This is a genomic window from Chitinophaga sp. (assembly GCF_039596155.1).
Classification (GTDB): domain Bacteria; phylum Bacteroidota; class Bacteroidia; order Chitinophagales; family Chitinophagaceae; genus Chitinophaga.
Genome location: NZ_JBCNKF010000004.1, coordinates 116,929 through 137,547 on the forward strand (window position 1 = coordinate 116,929; position 20,619 = coordinate 137,547).

Sequence of the window (20,619 nt, forward strand, 5' to 3'; positions counted from 1 at the left end):
TGGTGCTACGTTGAGCAGTTTTTTATTGTTTTGAATGGCCGTGAAATTAAGCAAAAATATGTGATTAAAAGTGTATTCATTCTGTTCATTCCCTTTTCCTAATCCCGCACTTATTCATTTTTTGAACTAATTTCTACTTTCCAATCAGGTCCACTATTAATGTGGTAATTTAAAGAGAAGTTTCCCATATTCAGTGCAAAAGACAGATTGAGGAGACTATTGAGATAGGCCAGGGGCATCCCCTCCGGAACTGCAGAGAAGGTCGTTACATAAGGCATATCTCCTGAATATTTTAATGTATCACTTTGGAAAATCTTCACGTGCAGCGTATCACCGGTGTGTAGTTTTAATTGATTGAAGGTAGCCCCGTCAATATTCGTCCAGATGTTTCCATATTGAATATCTAATACCGGTATATTGCCGCTAATGACATGATTGCTGTAAACCGGCTCCTGAAAGGGAATACGAACAACGCTGTCGGCCAACCTGGGTCCAACCTGTTCAAAAGTGATAGTGCCGGAGGCCAGACGGGCAGCAGTATAAGAGTACACATCTCTGCCATGGAAAGTATATGACCCCACAGAGTGCTGAAGGCGGTTGCGGGTTTCATCTATTTCGCGGATAGCGGCAATACCTAATTGTCTGGCTACAAGGGTGAGGGTCCCATTATCGGGAGTAACAAAAAAATGTCCACTCTTTGTTTTTAACACCACGGATTTCCGGGAAGAACCTACACCGGGGTCGACTACAGAGACAAATACAGTACCGGCCGGCCAGTACGGCGCGGTTTGCTGAAGACGATAGGCCGCTTCCCAGATATTATAGGCGGGAATCTCGTGGGTAAGGTCGAATAATTGCAACGAAGGAGATACTCCCATAGCGACGCCTTTCATTTCAGCAACAGCACCGTCTTTAAGCCCAAAATCGGTTTGATAAACAATGACTTTGTTTTGAGAAATGGCGGAAAGGTGGAGACAAAAAGTGACGAAAAAAATAACACAGAAGATGTCCGGGCGACGAAACCCGGATATAAAGCAGTCAGCACAACGAATGTTGGAGCGAAAAAAGTCGTGAATAGCGGAGATGGTTAATTTTCTCATGTGAGTATGGAGCATTAGTTGATTAGGTAGAACCATTCCTGGATAGTGCAGGATGATGTTGGATTGATTTTAAATGTGTGACTACTAAGTTAATGAACAGTGCGTACCAAATAGAGCCATATTAAAGAAATATTCTTCATGCGGTTAATCTGATATGTGTAATCGAGTGGATTCGTCTGATTTAAATTATGAAAAGAAGGCTTATGATGAGTTAGGTAAGCAAATCCTGTTATACCCGCGGGCCATCGAAAGAATCAAGCAATTCCAATATATTTTGCCTGCAAGCAAATAATCAGTAGCAGTCCATCAGTTTATAAAACTCTGTAGCGCTGATTAATTAAATCTAAAATATGTGTACTAAATTATTGATTTCAAGAGCCTATCTGAAGTACATTAAGCAAAACTATTAATTGTACAATTCCAAAAATATCTGTAATATGCAGTTAATTAGGAATGCAATAAATAATACTGCCTTTACCCCACCCTTCTCAGGTCCACTGCCGGCCTGTTCGGTTTATTATTCATAAATCCAGATGAAAAAAGTTTTTGAAATGGCCATGTCATACATGACCAAAGTCTAGTTCATTCACTTATAAAATCTGAATTATGAGAAAAGTATCATTACTCTTCGCCGCCACATTCCTGTTGTTAGGTTTTAGCAAAATCACATATGGGCAAGCCTCAGCTACCGCAAACGTATCAGCGACTATCATCGCACCCATTGCTATTACCAAAACAAACGACATGAATTTTGGTCGTGCTGCCGCCACAGCCGCCGCTGGAAATGTTGTGCTGACACCAGCCGGTACACGGTCTTTCACTGGTGGTGTCACGCTGCCTTCTTTTGGAGGAACCGGTGATGTTTCTCCAGCGATCTTCACGGTATCCGGAGCACCTACTTACACGTATTCGATCACGTTGCCTACAACCGCTACGACTATTGCTAATGGTGCAAACACAATGACAGTAGACACCTGGACCAGCGACCCAACCCCGACCGGTACACTGGCCAGTGACGGTACACAAACCCTGAACGTAGGTGCAACCCTGCATGTCGGTGCAAATCAGGCTCCGGGTTTATATACATCGGCTACTCCATTCACGGTGACAGTAAATTATAACTGATTAAAGGATCTCTGATACTTATGAGGTGGCTACAAATGCGGCAAATATTGCAACGCACAGGTTTTTTGTTGACGAATGATTTTAATCGTCCCGGACAATTGACAGCAAAGGAAAAAGTGCCGCAACTATTGCTTCGCACAGCAGTTTTGTTAACTTTTGTTTTCAATTTGCCTGTACGCATAATGGCTCAGGGAGATTTACTGATCACACCGCGAAGAATTGTCTTTGAAGGAGGAAGCCGGCTGCAGGAAATCAACCTCGCCAATTCCGGATCGGATACAGCCAGGTACGTCATCTCGATGGTAGAGGTAAGGATGAACGAAAATGGCACCTTTGAATTTATCAATGCGCCGGATTCCGGGCAATTGTTTGCCAGCAACTTCATCCGCTTCTTTCCTCACAGTGTAACCCTACCTCCAAAAGAAGCACAGGTGGTAAAAGTACAATTACAACGCACAGCCGACCTGGATACAGGAGAATATCGCTCACACATCTATTTCCGCGCTGTGCCCAAACAACAACCCCTGGGCGAAGAAAGGCAACTTGATAGTCCACAGACGATTTCCATCAGGCTAACACCTGTATTTGGTATCACCATTCCCATTATCATCAGGGTTGGCAAAAACAATGCATCCGCAAGCATGTCAGATATATCGTTGACAATGGAAGATACCATTCCCAGGTTAAATATCACTTTTCACAGAGCAGGCAACATGTCTGTGTACGGAGACCTGTCAGTAGATCATATCTCCCCTGCCGGGAAAGTCACCCCTATTGGTTCACTAAAAGGTATAGCCGTATATACCCCTAACCGGGCAAGGCAATTGCAGGTTGCACTGGCAAGGGTAAATGGAGTGAATTATCATGCAGGGAAACTCAGGTTGTATTATCAGGAGATACCAACACAGATGAATGCAAAGACCACGGTGCTGGCAACGTCGGAAATATCACTGAATTAACAGGACGATATGGCTGATTCCAGCAGCAGATGTATTTGAGATGTTAAAGAAAATAGGTTGTAGTGCCCATCCAGGCAAGCGTATTGAGTATGCAAAAATTAATACTATTTACTCATTTACTCATAGTTACCTTTGGCTTGTTTGTTCCACTCAACACCTTGGGACAAACAAGCTGGAAAGGTACTGTCAATACCTCATGGAATGAGTCCGGCAACTGGACAGCTGGCGTACCTACCGCCAATAGTATCGTCGTAATCGGAGATGCTAACTTCACAGGTTCCTTTCAACCAACAGTCAACATGCCGGCTTCCTGTAAATCACTCACGCTTACATCCGGCACGCTTACCCAGAACAAAAGTCTATATGTAGGTGGTACCCTGGCCATCAACACAGGCGCTACCCTTGCTCATAACGCAGGCCCACTTACTGTATCCGGCAACTTTATCAGGAATGGTACTTACACCGCCGCCGCCGGCGCTACCGTTTTACTAAGCGGTGTCGCCTCCGCCATCACCGGCACCACCACCTTCAGTAACCTCACCATATTGGCCGGAAGTACCGTCAGCATCAGTAATAACATCACAGTTAATAATGCATTGACGGTAAACGGCACCTTTATACCCGTCGAAAATACGACACCTTACCAGGTAGCAGGAACAGGTGCGTTGACTGTAGGAGCAAATGGTACAATAAAAGTAAATGCTGCAACTTTACAGGCGAATTACGGCCTGTCTGGTACCATCACCTTAAGCCCCGGCAGCACTGTAGAGTATAGCGCTAATACAATTGCGCAATCCGTTTCCGCTACCCCTACTTACTCTACTCTAAAGATTAGCGGTAGCAACGTAAAGACACTTATGGGCAACCTGAATGCATTGAATTCAACAACTCCCTACACAGGCAGGATTGATATCACCGCAGGTACACTGGACCTTTCCTCCTTTACGGCAAACAGAGGCACCACTACTACCGGCGGGTGGTTACACGTGGGGAATGGCGCTACCCTGAGAATAGGGGGAAGCAATACCCTGCCGGCAAACTACGCCACTACTCAAATGGAGCTGAATAGTACGGTTGAATATTATGGCCCCACACAAACTGTAACCGCCTCGACTTATGGTAATCTGACCCTCTCATCTGCCGGGAGTACCAGGAATACGACTGCTGCTGCCACCACAATCAACGGCGACTTAACGGTAGGTACCAATAGCACCTTTACACCAGCAGCCAATATGACTGTAAATGGCACGACCAATATTAACGGCACATTTAATGGCAGCACATTTACTTACACCTTAAATGGCAGTTGGGTGAACAACGGCACTTTTACAGGTAATACTTCCACAGTAATAATGAACGGGAATGGTACCACATTAACTGGTACGGGAACGAATAACTTTAATCACCTGACCATTGGCACCGGTAATGTCTCCGCTGCTGCAACTACAGGTATCAATGTAGCCGGAACCTTTGCATGCAATGGCACCTTTACGCATAACAGCGGAGGTACTGTTACCATGTCCGGCGCGACATCTGCGATCTCCGGTACAGGCATCTCCTTCGATAACCTGACCATATCGACAGGTACAACTACCGGTAGCAGCAACTTCACTGTGAAAGGAAACCTTGTCGTAAACGGTACCTACACAGGAAGTAGTAATATACTTACAATGACCGGAGCAGGTAAAACTATCAGCGGTACAGGAACGATTACATTCAGCACTCTTTTTGTACAGGGAAGTGTGACAACCGGCAACAATTTTACTATTGCCAATGCATTGGATGTTACAGGAAGCCTGGCCGCCACGGCCAATACTGCAACCTTTACCGGCACCAGTACATTTAGCGGTGCTGCTAATCTGAATAATGTTACGATCAGTGGTACCTCATTGCAACTGGCTGCTAATGCGGCACTGGGTGTAGCCGGCACACTTACGCTGACAGGAGCACTGAACGTAACCAGTACAACACCCAATACCATCAACTTTAACGGTACCGCCGCACAGACTATACCGGGAGGTACCTACAACAACCTGACTATAGCCGGGGGAAATACCAAAACAGCCGGGGGAACACTGAAAGTAAATGGAGATCTGACTATTGCATCGGGTGGTACATTTGCGGCGGGAAGTACCCTGGACACAATATCTGGGAACTGGATAAACACGGGCACCTTTGCCGCCGGCAGCAGCACCATCACACTCGCAGGAAATACAAATACAATTGTCTCAGGTACATCCACGATTACTTTCAATAACCTGTCATTAAATAAAACAAATACTACCAATACCGTTACTTTAACGAACAATGTAACCGTTAATGGTACACCTGCCATTAACACGGGTATTATTTACACAGGTAGCAATATCCTGACATTTGGCGGTACTGACAGATCAGGTAACGGTATCGTGATAGGAACAGTTAGCCGGGTGTTTAACAGCCTTTTAGGTGTGGGAACGTCTTCCTTTGAAAGCCCCCTCACCTCTCTTTCCGGTATTACTACCGTACTGGGGGGAAGTGTTACCGTTACCACCACCAAAGCACCTGTCACAAGCTTTGCAGCCGGTAGCGCTATTAACAGAACGTATGCCTTTACGACTACGGGCGTAACGCTCGGTGTACTACCTACGTTATCATTGCACTATGAAGACATCGAGCTGAACGGCAACATAGAAAATAATATGCAGATCTATACTGGTACAACTGGCAGTGGCACATGGAGTACATTGGGAAAGACGACTAACAATTCAACTACTAATTATGTCAATTATAACCCACTGGCAATCGTAGTAAACGGCAATACTTTTACCCTGGCAGACGCCACACCAGTAGTACGCTGGGTTGGGGGCACCAGCACAGACTGGAACACCGCCAGCAACTGGACGGTAGTTGGCGGTGGCACAGCCAGGGTGCCAACAACCACGGATGTAGCCGATCTGGGAAGTATCGCCTTCACCAACCAGCCTACCATTAGTAATGCCGCCAGCGTAAGAGCAGTTTATTTCGGAAGTGCCGGCACCAACCCGATTACATTAACAATTGCTGCAGGTGGATCTCTAACTACATCCGGCAACATTACCGCCAGCTGGAGTGCCAATAAAACGCACACCATCAACGCAGGTGCACAAAACATTACTATCGGTGGAGACCTGCTGCTCAGCGATGGTACCACCGGTCATGCAATAAACTTAAATGTAAGCACAGGTACTGTTAGCGTAGCAGGCAATGTATGGCAATCAGGTGGTGCGAACATAACATTTTCCGGTGCAGGCGCATTGAATATCGGCGGCGATTTTAACTACACCAGCGGTACTTTTACACCTTCTACCAGCACTGTTACTTACAATGGAAACGTTTCGCAAATTATAGCCGCTGTACCTTACTATCATCTTACTATTGCGAAATCTGCAGCCATTGCACGAATTAATACTTCTACGACTGTAGCAGGTAATTTATCACTCACTACAGCAGCAGGTCAACTAGACCTGAATGCAGATCTTACAGTGACAGGGAATGTCACCAATGCGGCCATCATCAACGCAAAAAATGCTACCATCACAGTTGGTGGCAACTGGTCAAATACCGGCACTTTTGTGGCGGGCGGCAGTACCGTTACTTTCAATGGAACGGGCGCACAAATTATCAGTGCCAGCGCCTTCAACAATCTTACTATCAATAAATCGGGTGGCAATGCCACTTTAAGTGGTGTTGTCCTTATTAATGGTAACCTGGGGGTCACCAGTGGCACGCTTGATCTTAGTACTTTCAGTGCTAACAGAAGCGTACCGGGTGGCACATGTACTGTGTCCGCAGGCGCTTCTTTGCTGGCAGGCGGCACCTTCCCTTCCAACTATAACTCGTACATATTGGCTGCTACAAGCACCGAAACATATACAGGTGCCAGTGCTCAAACAGTTGCACCGCTTACCTATGGCAATCTCTCTTTTACAGGTGCAGGTACTAAAACACTTTCCGGCACCACTACCGTAGGTGGAAATATCAATAACGGTAGCGGTACCATATTAAATGGCGCCACCAATCTCCTGAGTATTGCAGGTAGCTGGACTAACACCGGCACCTTTACACCTGCTACAGGGACCATTGCTCTCTCCGGAAATGGCCAGACCATTACAGGTACAACCACCTTCAACAATGTGAGTGTAACCGGCAGCTACACGGCGAGCGGGATTAACCTTATCTTCAACGGCACACTCACCGTGCCTGCTGGGGGCACTTTCACTACCGGCGCAGGTGTGATCACGCTCAATGGGGATGTGAATACAGCAGGCAGTTTCAGCAACACCGGTACACTCGCCTTTGGTGGTACAGCGGTACAAAATATTCTTTTTAAAAGTGCAGTCACGAGCAATATCATTAGTTTCAATGGTAGTAATTCTCCTGCCCTTTATACAAGCGCTGTCCCCACTATTGCGACGCTGAATATCAATAATACTGTGGGGGTGAACCCGGCAACAGATCTATTGGTGACTACAAGCTTCAATACAGGTGCTACAGGAGTTTTCAATGGCGGCTTCTTCACCCAGGAAATACAGGGAGGATTTACCAATAATGGTACTTTCACCAGCAGTGGCACCACCTACTTCAACCCATCTGCAGCGCAGACACTTACAATCAATGGTAACAACTTTACCAGCAATGGCAATGTAATATTCGGAGGTACCGGAGCACTCGGAATTTCAGGTACGCCGACTTCATTGACACATGTTACCCTTGCCAATACAACCGCCGTTACCCCAGCGTCCAACTGGACCCTGGCAGGAAATTTCATACTGACCAGTAGCGCCATTTTTAATGCCGGCAGTAATACCTTCACGATTGCCGGAGACATGATTAGCAATGGCACATTGAACGGCAATACATCTGTATTTGTAATGAGTGGCAATCCCACAAATATTGCAGGGAGCCCATTAACTACTTTTTACGATTATACAGTATCTGGAAATGTATCGGCATTGAATGACTTTAATGTGTCGCATAATTTTACAAATAATAATGCTTTCAATGCTATCCAGGGTACAGTTTTCTTTTCCGGCTCAACGCCCTCAATTATCCAGGGCACCGCATCTCCTTACAACCTGGCGCAGTTTGCCGTCAACAAAAACTCAGGTATTACCACCACACTTGCAGTGAATGTTGTTGCAGTTGCAGACCTGCATATTTTTACGGGAACACTGGATGCTGGTTCATTTACCATCACACAGAATAACGGTCTACTGAGTATTGAAGACAATGCATTTTTGCTAATAGGTGGCACGAATAGTCTGCCTTCATTTAATGCCTATTATCTCGATACACTCAGTACTGTCAATTACAATGGTACTACACAGGCTGTCTCTTCTGCCACATCTTATGGCAACCTGATGATCTCAACGGTAGGAAGTAAGACAGCTTCAGCCAATATACATATCCTGAACGATTTCACGTTATCGAATGGAAATTTCATTCCGGGGGCGTTTACAGATACACTGGAAGGTAACTGGACGATGAACAGTGGGACCTTTACCAATACAGGTAATACCGTATTGTTCTATGGAGCAAAAAGTCAATCCGTCAGCTCTACAGGCGCATTTAATAATATCACACTCAATAAGACAACGAACAATGTTACATTGGCTACCAACATATCTGCAACAGGTGTTACAACATTTGTAAAAGGGCTTATTGTTACCGCCACATTTACATATAGTCTGCCTGCAGGTGGCACTATTTCCGGTGCAGGCACTACAACCGGGTGGGTATATGGAAGATTGCAGAGAAATTTTGCGACAGGAACAGCTGTGACACGAAATTTTCAAATAGGTGATGCCACAAATTATACACCGGCAACTGTGGCAATGGCCAGTGTCTCTACGACAGGAAATCTCACAGCTGTGACGCTTATACCAGATCATCCGAATATCAGTACATCAGGCTTGAATCCTAACAGGAGTGTCAACCGGTATTGGTCATTCTCGAACGCAGGCGCCGTATTTACTACGCTGAACGTTACAGTTAACTGGGTAACGACTGATGTAGATGCAGGTGCATTATCTGCTTACTTCCAGGCAGGCAACTACAACAGCGGCAGCTGGACATTACCGACTGTGATCACACCTTCAGCAACTTCCATCACAGCAACAGGTCTTACCAGTATCGGAGATATTGCTATTGGCGAATTGCTTAATAATAATGTTTGGACAGGAGCCGTTAGCACCAACTGGTTCAATGCGGGCAACTGGTCGGCAGGTATTGTACCGACAATTACGACTGATGCAACTATCCCTGCTGCTTTGACAAACTATCCGTTTATCAATACCAGTGTCGCAATGACGCATAATATCATCATCCAGACCGGCGCAGCCGTTACTGTGAGTGGTGGTAGTATGCAAATCAGTGGACTAATTACTAATACTGGTACGTTCACTGCCAGCAGTGGCTCAATTGAAATGAATGGTAACACTGCGCAAGTAATTGCAGCAGGTACGTTTGCAGCGAATACAATTAATAATCTTACCGCTAACAATGCTGCTGGTCTTACGATCGGCGGGCCCCTTAATATTGCGGGAATATTGAAAGCAACGACAGGAACATTAGCTACAGGCGGGTTTGTAACCTTGCTATCGACAGCTGCACAGACGGCGCTGATTGACGGTAGTGGTGCAGGAAATGTGACTGGCAATGTCACAATGCAGCGCTATCTGCCTACGGCATTTGGGTATAAGTATGTAAGTGCTCCCTTCCAGTCGGCGACTGTGAGTCAGATGGCGGATGATATTAACTTAGCGGCTACTTTCCCAACCTTCTATAGTTATATAGAGAATCGCTCCTACTCCGGCTGGACGGCATATACGACAGTGACGAATCCACTGGCGCCGATGGCGGGGTATGCTGCAAATTTTGGTACAGGTACTTCCCCATATACTTTTAACATGACCGGTGTGGTAAATAACGGTCCCGTTACATCACCAACGTTTACCAATAACAACCAACCCTATACACAGGGTTTTAATCTGGCTGGTAATCCTTATCCTTCACCAATAGACTGGTATGCTTCAGGTGGATGGACAAAGACCAATATTGATGATGCTATTTATTATTTCAATGCAGGAACTACCAACCAGTATACAGGAACTTACAGCTCCTATATAAACGGGGTTTCCAGTGATGGAGTGGCGACAAATATTATTGCAGCGATGCAGGGCTTTTTTGTACATGTTACAAATGGTAGTTTCCCGGTGACAGCAACATTTAAAGTCAACAACCTGGCCAGAGTGAATAATCTGCTTCCGAATTACCATCGGGACGAACCAGCTACAGTGCCTTTACTCCGGTTGAGTGCAGGCTTTACAGATGAAGGGTTGTCAGAAGACGCGGCCGTGGTTTATTTCGATCACAGTGCCGTGACAAGCTTTGACATTTCGCTGGATGCTTTGAAATTGATGAATACCGATGATAATGTGCCTAATTTATTCATGAGGGCTACAGACACGAACAGGTTGTCGATTTATGCTGTTCCGTATTTGCGGGATACAGCATTTGTGATTCCGTTGGGTTTGTATACTAAAAAGACGGGAATGTTGACATTTCGTACACAGGATCTGTTGCGGATTCCGGTGGGATGGCATATCTATCTGAAGGATACCAGGCTGGGGCTAAAGGAACTGTTGCACGATACGAAACACAAAGTGCAGGTGAATGCAGGAGATGATAATACCAGGTTCTCGCTGGTATTTAGTCCGGTGGCAATAGAGCAGGTGAGCAGCGAAGTGGACGGGTTTAATGCATACAGCGCGCATGGGAAGATCTATGTGAATTTACCGGAGGAAGGGCAACTGGCGGTAACAAATATGTCAGGGCAGGTGATGTTTCAGCAAAGGATGACGGGCACAGGTGTGAAGGAATTGAATGCAGCATTTAGCAGCGGGATATATGTCGTGAGCTTCTATTCCGGGAAAGGAATGAGGACGCGGAAGCTCTTTGTAGCACACCAGTGATTATTGTTTTATATAACAGGAGATCATGGTTTGTTTTTAACCAGATAACAAGTTGAAGGACCACAAATGTTTCCTGCTCATCTGAAGTAAAATCGATCATCAGTGTTTGTACTGGTAGATACTGGCCAGATAAAAGGACATAGTTTGTAGTTCATGAGCAATAACATGAAAGGACTTATTTATACCATATTGATTATTTCCGGATTACCGGGCTGCAGGCGGGCGAATGCGCAACAGCCACCGCCGAGGCCCATTTCTATTTTTGTGAACCCTGCACAGGGTTTGCGGTTCGGAGCGTTTACACTCGGCACTACGGGTGGTACGGTGGCTGTGGCGGCGAGCGGTGTCAGAACCAGCACAGGCGATGTGGTATTATTACAACTCGGGTACACATTTGCACCTGCTATTTTTGAAGTGGATGCAAATCCGGGTACACTGATACAAATTGTGAATGGTCCGCCTGCAGTGCTGACAGGAAGTAATGGAGGAACACTCTTGCTGACAATTGGCAGCTCCAGCACAGGCACACCTTTTATTGCGACAGCTACGCCACCAGCAAGGACATTGGTCAGGATAGGAGGAACACTGACTGTAGGCAACCTGCTGACCAATCCGGCGGGGCAGTATAGCGGGATGTTCAATGTGACTTTTATACAGGAATGACTTTGAAGAACCATGCAAATATTATCACCCATCGTATGTCTGCAAACAGGCGTAGGGGAAATGGTTTGCCTGATGAGCAACGGGTAAAAAGATGGTTGCTAAGGATATATCGTATAATGACAGGGCGATATGTAGCTGCAATGCTTCAACTCAACCAGATACAGTTACGACCCGCTTCACGAAATAGCTGTAGCGGTAAATGGATCTGTCTTTGCCTGCTTATATTACTTTCATCATTGTCTGCAAAAGCCGCGGGTCCCGGCCCGGGTCGGGAAGACGACGAAGACTTCGACTACGAAGAAATCTCCGTCACCTTTGTAGTAAAAGATATGGGAGGTGTAGAAATGCCTGCACTTATACACAATGATACCGTCTACCTGCCGGTATCTACTCTTTTCAATTACCTCAAGATCCGCAATGTTCCATCCGAAGGGCTGGATTCCATAACTGGTTTCTTCATTAACCAGGACTCCACTTATCTCATCGACAGAACCCATAAACTCATCAATTATAAAAACCAAACCTACCACCTGCAAAAACAGGGCATTGTACGAGTTGCAGATGAACTGTATCTCCGTTTCGATATCTATGGGCAGGTGTTTGGACTGACCTGTAAATTCAGTTTCAGAAACCTGGCAATCAACATGGAACCAAAGATAGAATTGCCGGCAATAAGGGAACTTCGACAGGAACTCATGCGACAGAATATAGGTAAGCTCAAAGGGAATATGGTGGCAGATACCACCATTGCCCGCACCTATCCCCTATTTCATTTTGGAATGGCCGATTGGGCGATCATCGCTACACAAAGAACACCTGGTAATGCTGACACACGACTCAATTTATCACTGGGTGGTATCCTCGCCGGGGGTGAGGCAATAGTGTCTTTAAACTATAATAACTTTTCGCAACAATACAGAACAACTATTTCGCATGATAGTGATTATATAAGACCGCTGGATGAGCGCCAGCAATTCTACCGCTGGCGATATGCCAATAATGATCATGCAGCACTTAGACAGGTTATTGCAGGAAAAATTTATGCTCAGTCGGTAGCGTCGATTTTTTCTCCGGTGGTAGGCGTTACATTGACCAATACACCGACAGGCATCCGTCGGGCGTATGGTACTTACACACTTAGTAATTTTACAGAACCTAACTGGACCGTGGAATTGTATGTTAACGGTGCCCTGGTTGATTATACAAGGGCTGATCCGGCAGGATTCTTCACCTTTCAGGTACCCCTGGTATATGGTAATACACAGGTGACACTTCGTTACTATGGACCATGGGGCGAAGAACGGTACAAAGATGAGAATATCATTGTGCCGTTCAATTTCCTGCCTTATCATGAATTTGAATATTCCGCCAGTGCTGGTATAGTCCAGGATACAGGTCATAGCCGGTTTGCTCATATTCAGGGGAATTATGGTCTTACCAGGCAGATTACTGTCGGCGGAGGTATTGAGTATCTTTCCTCTGTAAGCACTGGTAAAAGCATGCCGTTTGCAAACGTATCCATGTTAATTGCCAGGGGACTCTTGTTTACGGCAGATTATACCTATAATGTAAGAGGACGAAGCATCTTAACTTATCGCCATCATTCAGGATTAGAACTGGAAGCTGATTATATCAGGTATAAGGAAGGCCAGAAGGCCATTAACTTCAATTATTTGGAGGAGCATCGGTTTATCGTGTCTAAGCCGGTCACTTTGCGGAATATGGTCGCTTATACAAGATTGACGCTTGATCATATTTTACTTCCGGGAAATATCAATTATACGACCGCTGAATGGATGATCTCCGGAGCGATTAGAAGAGTAGGCACAAATCTGACTACCTATGGTATCTTCCTGGGGAATACGCATAAATACATCTACAGTAATCTGGCCCTGACATTCCGGCTGCCATCGAATATAGTATTTTTGCCACAGGTACAATATAGTTACACAGACAACAGTGTAAGTTATTATAGGGCAGAAATGGGGAAATATCTTTCCAGCAGAGGATATGTAAATCTAACATTTGAACAGAATAATGAGAGCCATGTAACGAATGTAGGGATCGGGCTGAGATGGGATTTCAGAGGGGTACAGACGGCAGTGAATGCATGGAGAGGAGGAGGCGTAAGTACATTTGTCGAATCGGCCAGGGGTAGCTTTATTTATGATCATCCTGCGAAGTATGCGAATTTTAATAACAGGGTGAATGTCGGGACGGGCGGGGTAACACTGGTACCTTTTCTGGATATGAATAATAATGGGAAAAGGGATCTCGGCGAACCGAAAGTAGAAGGTGTGAAAATAAGTGTGCAATACGGAAATGTGATTTATAGTAAGCGGGATTCTATAATCATGGTAACTAGCCTGGAGCCATTTGTTAATTATCTCGTGAAGATAGATCCGAATAGTCTTCCCAATATTGCATGGAGGATGAAGGAGCAGACTTATAGTATTGCAATTGATCCGAACAAGTTAAAAATGGTGGAAATTCCAGTGTTCATTGTGGGAGAAATATCAGGAAGGGTGTATATGGACAATGCGCCGCAGGGACGAGTGCTGGTAATTATCAGGGATAAAAAGGGAGCTATGGTGGCGAGGGCGCTGACAGAGAATGATGGCACGTACAATTATATCGGTTTACCTCCGGGTGATTATACCGCAAGTGTGGACCAGGCACAGTTGAAAAAGATACGGAAGAAGGCTACGCCGGGCAGCCTTCCGTTTACAATCAGATCACTGAACGATGGGGACGTGGTGGATAAGCTCGACTTTCATATTGAATGACAGATTCAATAATAGGTGACTAAATTGCTTTTACCTTCTTCCACATCTCCTCATTTACCGGCACCCCCTCTCTTAAATTCTCCAATCTTGTCCTGAAAGTATTCTCGCCGGGAAAACTAATCTCCTGCGGACTTTCAGATTTTGTATATGCTAAGATCTCTTCAATCAGACTTTCATGCAGATCAGGTTTATGAATCGCAATAAAACACTGTGACACGCCAAATTCCTTTCCACTGGCTGTAATTTGTTCTACTGACCGGCCACCGGTCAATGCAGCTAATAACACATCCAGCATGAGTGCCAAACCAGATCCCTTCCATAATCCAATAGGCAAAGCCCGCTTTGTCTTCCTTATTTCAGCAGGATCACGAGTCAACTCTCCGTTGCTATCATATCCACCGTCAAATGGCAATTGCTTCTGCTTCAATTCATACTCCTGCATCTTGCCATAAGAATATTGAGACATAGCCATATCAAGTACAATGGGATGTTCCGGACGGGGTACCGCTATCACTAATGGATTATTACCCAGCCGGGGAAAGGTGCCACCCCATGGCGGCATGCTACCTATTGCGTTCGTAAAACAAATGCCGATACAATCTGCCTGAGCTGCCTGCCAGCCATAAGTCCCGCCACGCATCCAGTGGTTCGTATTGCGGATGCCTACTATGCCCACGCCGTATTGTTTAGCCAGTTCAATAGCACGATCCATACATACTGTGGCATTGAACATGCCAGCTCCATTGTAACCCTCCCAGGTCTCCACCAGGCCATGTTTTTCTACCATTTCGGGGGTGGCATCAGGATCTACCAAACCATCTTTGATTAATTGTGCAAATACCGGAAAACGGTTCAGGCCATGGGAGTAGACGCCATCACGGCTATTATCAGCGAAGATCCCGGCAACGATCCCTGCTTTTGCAGAATCAAAGCCAAGGTCTATTAATTTCTCTTTGAATACGTCCTTTAATTCTTCGTATTTAACTCTCATGATGTATCGCTTTATTGCTGGTTTGCTCAAAAAACACGCCAGTAAAGAACGAAAAAAGTTCCAAAAGTCCAATACTTCATGGACGCTTATAAGTAGTAATGCTTACTCATATCTTAACGCCTCTATCGGATCCAATCTGGATGCTTTTTGCGCCGGATAATATCCAAAGAATACGCCCGTAGCAGCACACACCAGGAATGACAATATAATTGAGGATTCCGAAACGAGTGTTGGCCACGACAGAAAGATAGTGATCAACCTGGCAGAAGTGATCCCTAAGATCACGCCAATGATGCCCCCTGTGATACTGATCATGATCGCCTCGATCAGAAACTGCATCAGGATATCGATTCCCCTTGCGCCTATCGACATGCGCAACCCAATTTCCCGGGTACGCTCTGTAACTGATACATACATGATATTCATGATCCCAATTCCACCTATCACCAGCGAGATCCCGGCGATAGCAGTCAGTAGTATGGTTAGCAGGTTGCTCGTAGAGCTCAATGCACTGATCAGTTCTGCCATGGTACGTACCTGGAAATCATCCTCGTCAGAGGCACGCAGTCTGTGTTGTTTGCGAATGATGGCCGTAATCTCGTCGGTAGCGGCATCAGAAGCACTTTCACTTACAGCCGAGGCGTAAATGGTACGAAAATATATAGAAGCCAGAATTCTCTTCTGCACAGTTGTATACGGTGCTATAATTGCATCATCCTGGTCCTGACCAAAGGAGCTCTGCCCTTTAGCTTCGAGTACCCCGATTACCTGAAAGGGAATATTATTAAAGCGGATAATTTTACCAATAGGGTTATCTCCATTGGGAAACAGGTTAGATACAACTGTCTGGCCCAGCAGGCACACCTTAGCGGAGGCGCGTACGTCCTCCTCACTGAAAGGGATACCATCCTTTAATGCCCATTGACGAATATCCAGGTATGCGGGGCTTACACCATAAATAGTAGTCGGCCAGTTGAGCGCCCCGTTGATAGCCTGGCCGCTGCTGTTGGCAGCAGGTGAAACTGCACTTACATTCTCAGCTTGCTTGCGGATGGCCTTTACATCGTCGATAGTGAGTGTATTGACGGTGCTTCCTCCCAATCGGGCGCCACCAGCCACATTGCTGCTGGGCAGGATGGTGATCATATTCGATCCCATACTGGATAATTGTGACTGAATGCTTTCCTTACTCCCCTGCCCGATGGCAACCATTGCAATTACTGCGGCCACGCCAATGATAATGCCGAGCATGGTCAGGAAGGCCCGCAGTTTATTACGAAGCAGGGCCTTAAAAGCAATTCTTATGAGGTTTATTACATTCATATAAGTAATGATCATCTTAGACCGGCCAGATAAGTAATAGCCGCTTGAAAGATCTTATATTTTTATCTATCGGATGCGAAGGGTTATCAGCAGCTTTGGACTATTTATCTTCACTTATCCGGCCGATAGTATAGCATCCGGGATTCAATTTTTCGAAACCCGCTCATTAGTAATCATCTGTCACCGGTAACGATGCCAGCGCCTCCTTTGCGGACCGCACCTGCTCATTCTTCGTATCTTTCACTACCTTCCCGTCCCGCAACATCACGGTACGGCTGCTAAACGCTGCTATATCCGGTTCATGCGTTACAAATACAATCGTCTTTCCCTGTTCCTGATTCAATTCCTGCATAAGCGCCATGATCTCATAAGAAGTACGCGTATCGAGATTTCCGGTTGCTTCATCCGCGAGGATCATCACCGGCTCATTCACCAACGCACGCGCAATGGCAACACGCTGTTGCTGTCCGCCTGATAACTGACTCGGCGTATGATCCATACGCTCTGCCAGTTTCACTGCTTCCAATGCATGTACCGCTTTCTTCCTCCGCTCTTCATGGCTGATCTCCATGTTATAAAACAACGGCAGTTCTACATTCTCCAGCGCCGAAGTCCTTGGTAACAGGTTATATGCCTGAAACACAAATCCTATTTTACGATTCCGCAAACGTGCAAGGTCGTTACGGGAAAGCTTGCCTATGTCTACACCATCCAGAAGGTAGTTCCCCTCTGTAGGCTTATCAAGGCAACCTAAAATATTAAGAAGCGTCGTTTTACCTGAACCACTACTGCCCATAATCGTTACAAACTCACCCGCGAATACATCAAAGGACACTCCTTTCAATGCACGGACAACCTCCGTACCCATTCGGAACTCCCTTTTTATCTGTTGTATTTCCAGTATCTTCTTGTCCATCTTTTCGTTTGTGATATCAATGAAAAATCACTTTTATCGCCTTCTTCTTTGTGGCATAAAAGGACTGCCACCAGATCCGCCCTTCCCGGTAGCTTTGTTGTCCGTTTCCTGCGTCATTGCTGTCACTACATCGTCTTCTTCCGTCAACCCGGAGACTACCTCCGCCCGCGTATTATCATTCAATCCAATCACTACCTTCTTTTGTAGCAATGTATCACCCTGCTTTACCCATACATAACTCGCCGTTACCTTCGAAGTATCTGCATGCTGCCTTCTCACCGTATCCTGCTCCCCTCCCGTTACCGGCTTAGAAGATTTATGTTTCTCTGCTGCCGGAGGCGCTATACCTATCACAGTAAATTTCTTTGCCATCGCGGAGTCAGGTTTAAACATCAACGCCTTTGCCGGAATTAACAATGCATGGTATTTTTCTGCGGTATAAATAGTCACCGTCGCCGTCATACCCGGCTTCAGTTTCATGTTCTCGTTCGGCGCACTGATAATGGTTGTATAAGTTACTACATTGGAAGAAACCGTTGGTTTCAAACGGATCTCCTCCACTCTTCCGGAAAACTCGTCATCCAGGTAGGCATCCACGGTAAATGATACCCGCTGGCTATCCTTTACATTCCCAATATCTGCTTCATCTACATTTGCCTGCACCTGCATTTTTGTAATGTCCTTTGCAAGAATGAACAATGTGGGTGTACTAAAACTCGCTGCCACTGTTTGCCCTACACTTACAGACCGGCTCAATACTACACCATCTATCGGCGAATAAATTTCCGTAAAGAACAAATTACGCTGTGCAGTGGCCAATGATGCACGGGCACTCTCCACACTTGCTTTTGCTGCCTGGTACAGGTATTTTGCATTGTCATAATCTGCTTTACTTACGGCACCCACATTATATAATTGCTCTTCTCTTTTAAACTGCGCATCCTCATACACCAGCTGACTCTGAGCACTGGCAAGCGTTCCCTTATTACGATCCACTTCTGCCTGCAGTAGTACTTTATCCAGTTCGGCTATTAGCTGGCCTTTTTTCACCTGTGAGTTAAAGTCTGCATAAATGTATTTAAGTGTACCGGATACCTGTGTACCTACCGCCACCGTATCTACTGGCTGCACGTATCCTGTGGCAGTAATACTGGTATAAATATGACCATACTTTGGTTTTTCTGTCTCTACAACTACCGGTTTCTCCTTTTTTCTAAAAAAGAAAAACCATACGGCTAATACGGCCACCACTATCACTAAAATTATGAGGACCTTCTTATTCATCCTATATAAGTTTATACAAATTTTATAATGTAACAGGTACACCCCTGTAAAAATCATAGATTCTGATGTACAGCGCGGAACTATACTTCGCCTGTATATAACTCTGCAGTGCCTGTATGTAGAGATTTTTCTGCACCAATACCTCTGTCGTATTTGTCGCTCCTATTTTCAACTGCTCGTTGGCAATCCGGTAACTCTCCTGTGTATACCGCAACTGTTCCACCGCTGCATCATATTGCGACTGTGCATTTAATACATTGATATACGCCTGTTCCACCTGATAAGACAACGTAGTACGCGTATTCTGTAATGTGAGTTCCGCCTGCCCAACTCCCAGTTTTGCTACTGCCTCATTTACTTTATTCGCACGCTTACTGAAAATAGGTACAGACAAGGTCACGCCTATTTGCTGATAGAAATTGTTATCCATCTGTTTCATAAAAGAATAAGCACTGTTATCCGTATAATTCGTCCCTATGCCGGCACCCGCGCTCAAGGCAGGCAAATACCCCGCCCTTGCTTTTAACACGCCCAGTTTCGCTGACTCCACACTCAGCTCACTGCTCTTTACCTCAGGACGATTATTCAATGCCGCCTGCCTCGCCTCAGACAATGCAGTCAATACTGGATTCGACATCAGCGTATCCGGCTCCAGCACAGCAAAACCTGTATCCGGAGGTAACTGTAAGATCTGTTTCAGGGTCAGCAGGTTTTGCCGATGCGTGTTCTGTGCTGCTACTAATGTATATTTGTCATTGGCCAATTGCGCCTGTAACTGGATCAGGTCCTTCAGTGCCACTGCACCGGCATCATAAAACTGCTGCTCCTGCTTTACCTGTGCTTCCGAAGTTGCTACAACATCCGCAACATAGACAATGTTTTCCCTGGCCAGCAAAATGTTCAGGTATGCCTGTGTAATACTCAGGGTAATATCATTCTCCGAAGCAGCAAGATCCAAACCTGCTACCTGTACCAGCAACTCTTTCTGCCTGATATCATTTCTGAGATAACCACCATTATATAATGTAACCGAAGCACTGGCCGACGTGCTAGCCGAAGTAGTGACCCGTGATCTGAGATCACCATTTGTGTCTAATACCTTAGAATGGGTCACTGAAGGAGAAAGAGAGGCGGAAACGCCTGGCAATACGGCTGATCTGGATAATAAAAGATCCTGCTCAGATATACTGCGATTCAGGCGTAAACTATTCAGCGTGATATTATGCGTTTTGGCATAATCCAGGCAATTTTGGAGACTCCATCTCGGCAGGGAGTCCTGGGACTGTGCAGGAACACACTTACAAACAAGAAACCAAAAGATTATGAGTTTGTTGAACATATTGGAACATTTCAAGGCATATACTCATTGCTACTCTATTTAAACTAAAAAACGTGCCACGCGGTTCACCTGGTAAAAACAAAAAGCCCATTTTTCTACCACCGGCAGAAAAATGGGCTAAATGGGAACAGTATTTTAT

Annotated in this window: 11 protein-coding genes; 5 read left to right on the top strand and 6 right to left on the bottom strand. The window is 45.6% G+C overall.

Features of this window, described 5'->3' with window-relative positions:
* Positions 1 to 110: 110 nt before the first annotated feature.
* Complete coding sequence (locus tag ABDW33_RS05415) at positions 111 to 1,100, bottom strand: S-adenosyl-l-methionine hydroxide adenosyltransferase family protein (RefSeq protein ID WP_343689046.1); 990 nt, start codon at positions 1,098 to 1,100, stop codon at positions 111 to 113.
* Between the two features lie 606 nt (positions 1,101 to 1,706).
* On the opposite strand from ABDW33_RS05415, the gene ABDW33_RS05420 reads away from it, so the two are divergent.
* The 5 genes from ABDW33_RS05420 to ABDW33_RS05440 all read left to right on the top strand — a co-directional run bounded on the left by ABDW33_RS05420 (position 1,707) and on the right by ABDW33_RS05440 (position 14,627).
* Entirely contained in the window at positions 1,707 to 2,225 is a 519-nt protein-coding gene (locus ABDW33_RS05420; protein ID WP_343689047.1) for a DUF4402 domain-containing protein, read from the top strand.
* Positions 2,226 to 2,407: 182 nt separating this feature from the next.
* Positions 2,408 to 3,184, top strand: coding sequence for a hypothetical protein (locus ABDW33_RS05425; protein WP_343689048.1), 777 nt, complete (start codon positions 2,408 to 2,410; stop codon positions 3,182 to 3,184).
* Positions 3,185 to 3,273: 89 nt separating this feature from the next.
* Positions 3,274 to 11,178 (top strand): T9SS type A sorting domain-containing protein, encoded by a 7,905-nt coding sequence (locus ABDW33_RS05430; protein ID WP_343689049.1) that lies wholly within the window; start codon positions 3,274 to 3,276, stop codon positions 11,176 to 11,178.
* Positions 11,179 to 11,343: 165 nt separating this feature from the next.
* Positions 11,344 to 11,841, top strand: coding sequence for a DUF4402 domain-containing protein (locus ABDW33_RS05435; protein ID WP_343689050.1), 498 nt, complete (start codon positions 11,344 to 11,346; stop codon positions 11,839 to 11,841).
* Complete coding sequence (locus ABDW33_RS05440) at positions 11,838 to 14,627, top strand: hypothetical protein (RefSeq protein WP_343689051.1); 2,790 nt, start codon at positions 11,838 to 11,840, stop codon at positions 14,625 to 14,627. Before ABDW33_RS05435 ends, ABDW33_RS05440 begins: the two co-directional genes overlap by 4 nt.
* A gap of 19 nt (positions 14,628 to 14,646) precedes the next feature.
* Here the strand turns inward: ABDW33_RS05440 and yiaK are convergent, their stop codons facing one another.
* The 5 genes from yiaK to ABDW33_RS05465 all read right to left on the bottom strand — a co-directional run bounded on the left by yiaK (position 14,647) and on the right by ABDW33_RS05465 (position 20,480).
* The gene (gene yiaK / locus ABDW33_RS05445) at positions 14,647 to 15,618 is read right to left on the bottom strand and encodes a 3-dehydro-L-gulonate 2-dehydrogenase (RefSeq protein ID WP_343689052.1); all 972 of its coding nucleotides are present in this window, start codon (positions 15,616 to 15,618) and stop codon (positions 14,647 to 14,649) included.
* Between the two features lie 102 nt (positions 15,619 to 15,720).
* Complete coding sequence (locus ABDW33_RS05450; RefSeq protein ID WP_343689053.1) at positions 15,721 to 16,941, bottom strand: ABC transporter permease; 1,221 nt, start codon at positions 16,939 to 16,941, stop codon at positions 15,721 to 15,723.
* 166 nt (positions 16,942 to 17,107) lie between these two features.
* Positions 17,108 to 17,857 carry an ABC transporter ATP-binding protein gene (locus ABDW33_RS05455; protein ID WP_343689054.1) on the bottom strand — a complete coding sequence of 250 codons (750 nt, stop codon included), beginning with the start codon at positions 17,855 to 17,857 and terminating at the stop codon, positions 17,108 to 17,110.
* A 33-nt stretch (positions 17,858 to 17,890) separates the two neighbouring features.
* A complete protein-coding gene (locus tag ABDW33_RS05460) occupies positions 17,891 to 19,141 on the bottom strand; it encodes an efflux RND transporter periplasmic adaptor subunit (RefSeq protein ID WP_343689055.1) in 1,251 nt (416 codons plus the stop codon).
* A gap of 22 nt (positions 19,142 to 19,163) precedes the next feature.
* Entirely contained in the window at positions 19,164 to 20,480 is a 1,317-nt protein-coding gene (locus ABDW33_RS05465) for a TolC family protein (protein ID WP_343689056.1), read from the bottom strand.
* Between the last annotated feature and the right edge of the window lie 139 nt (positions 20,481 to 20,619).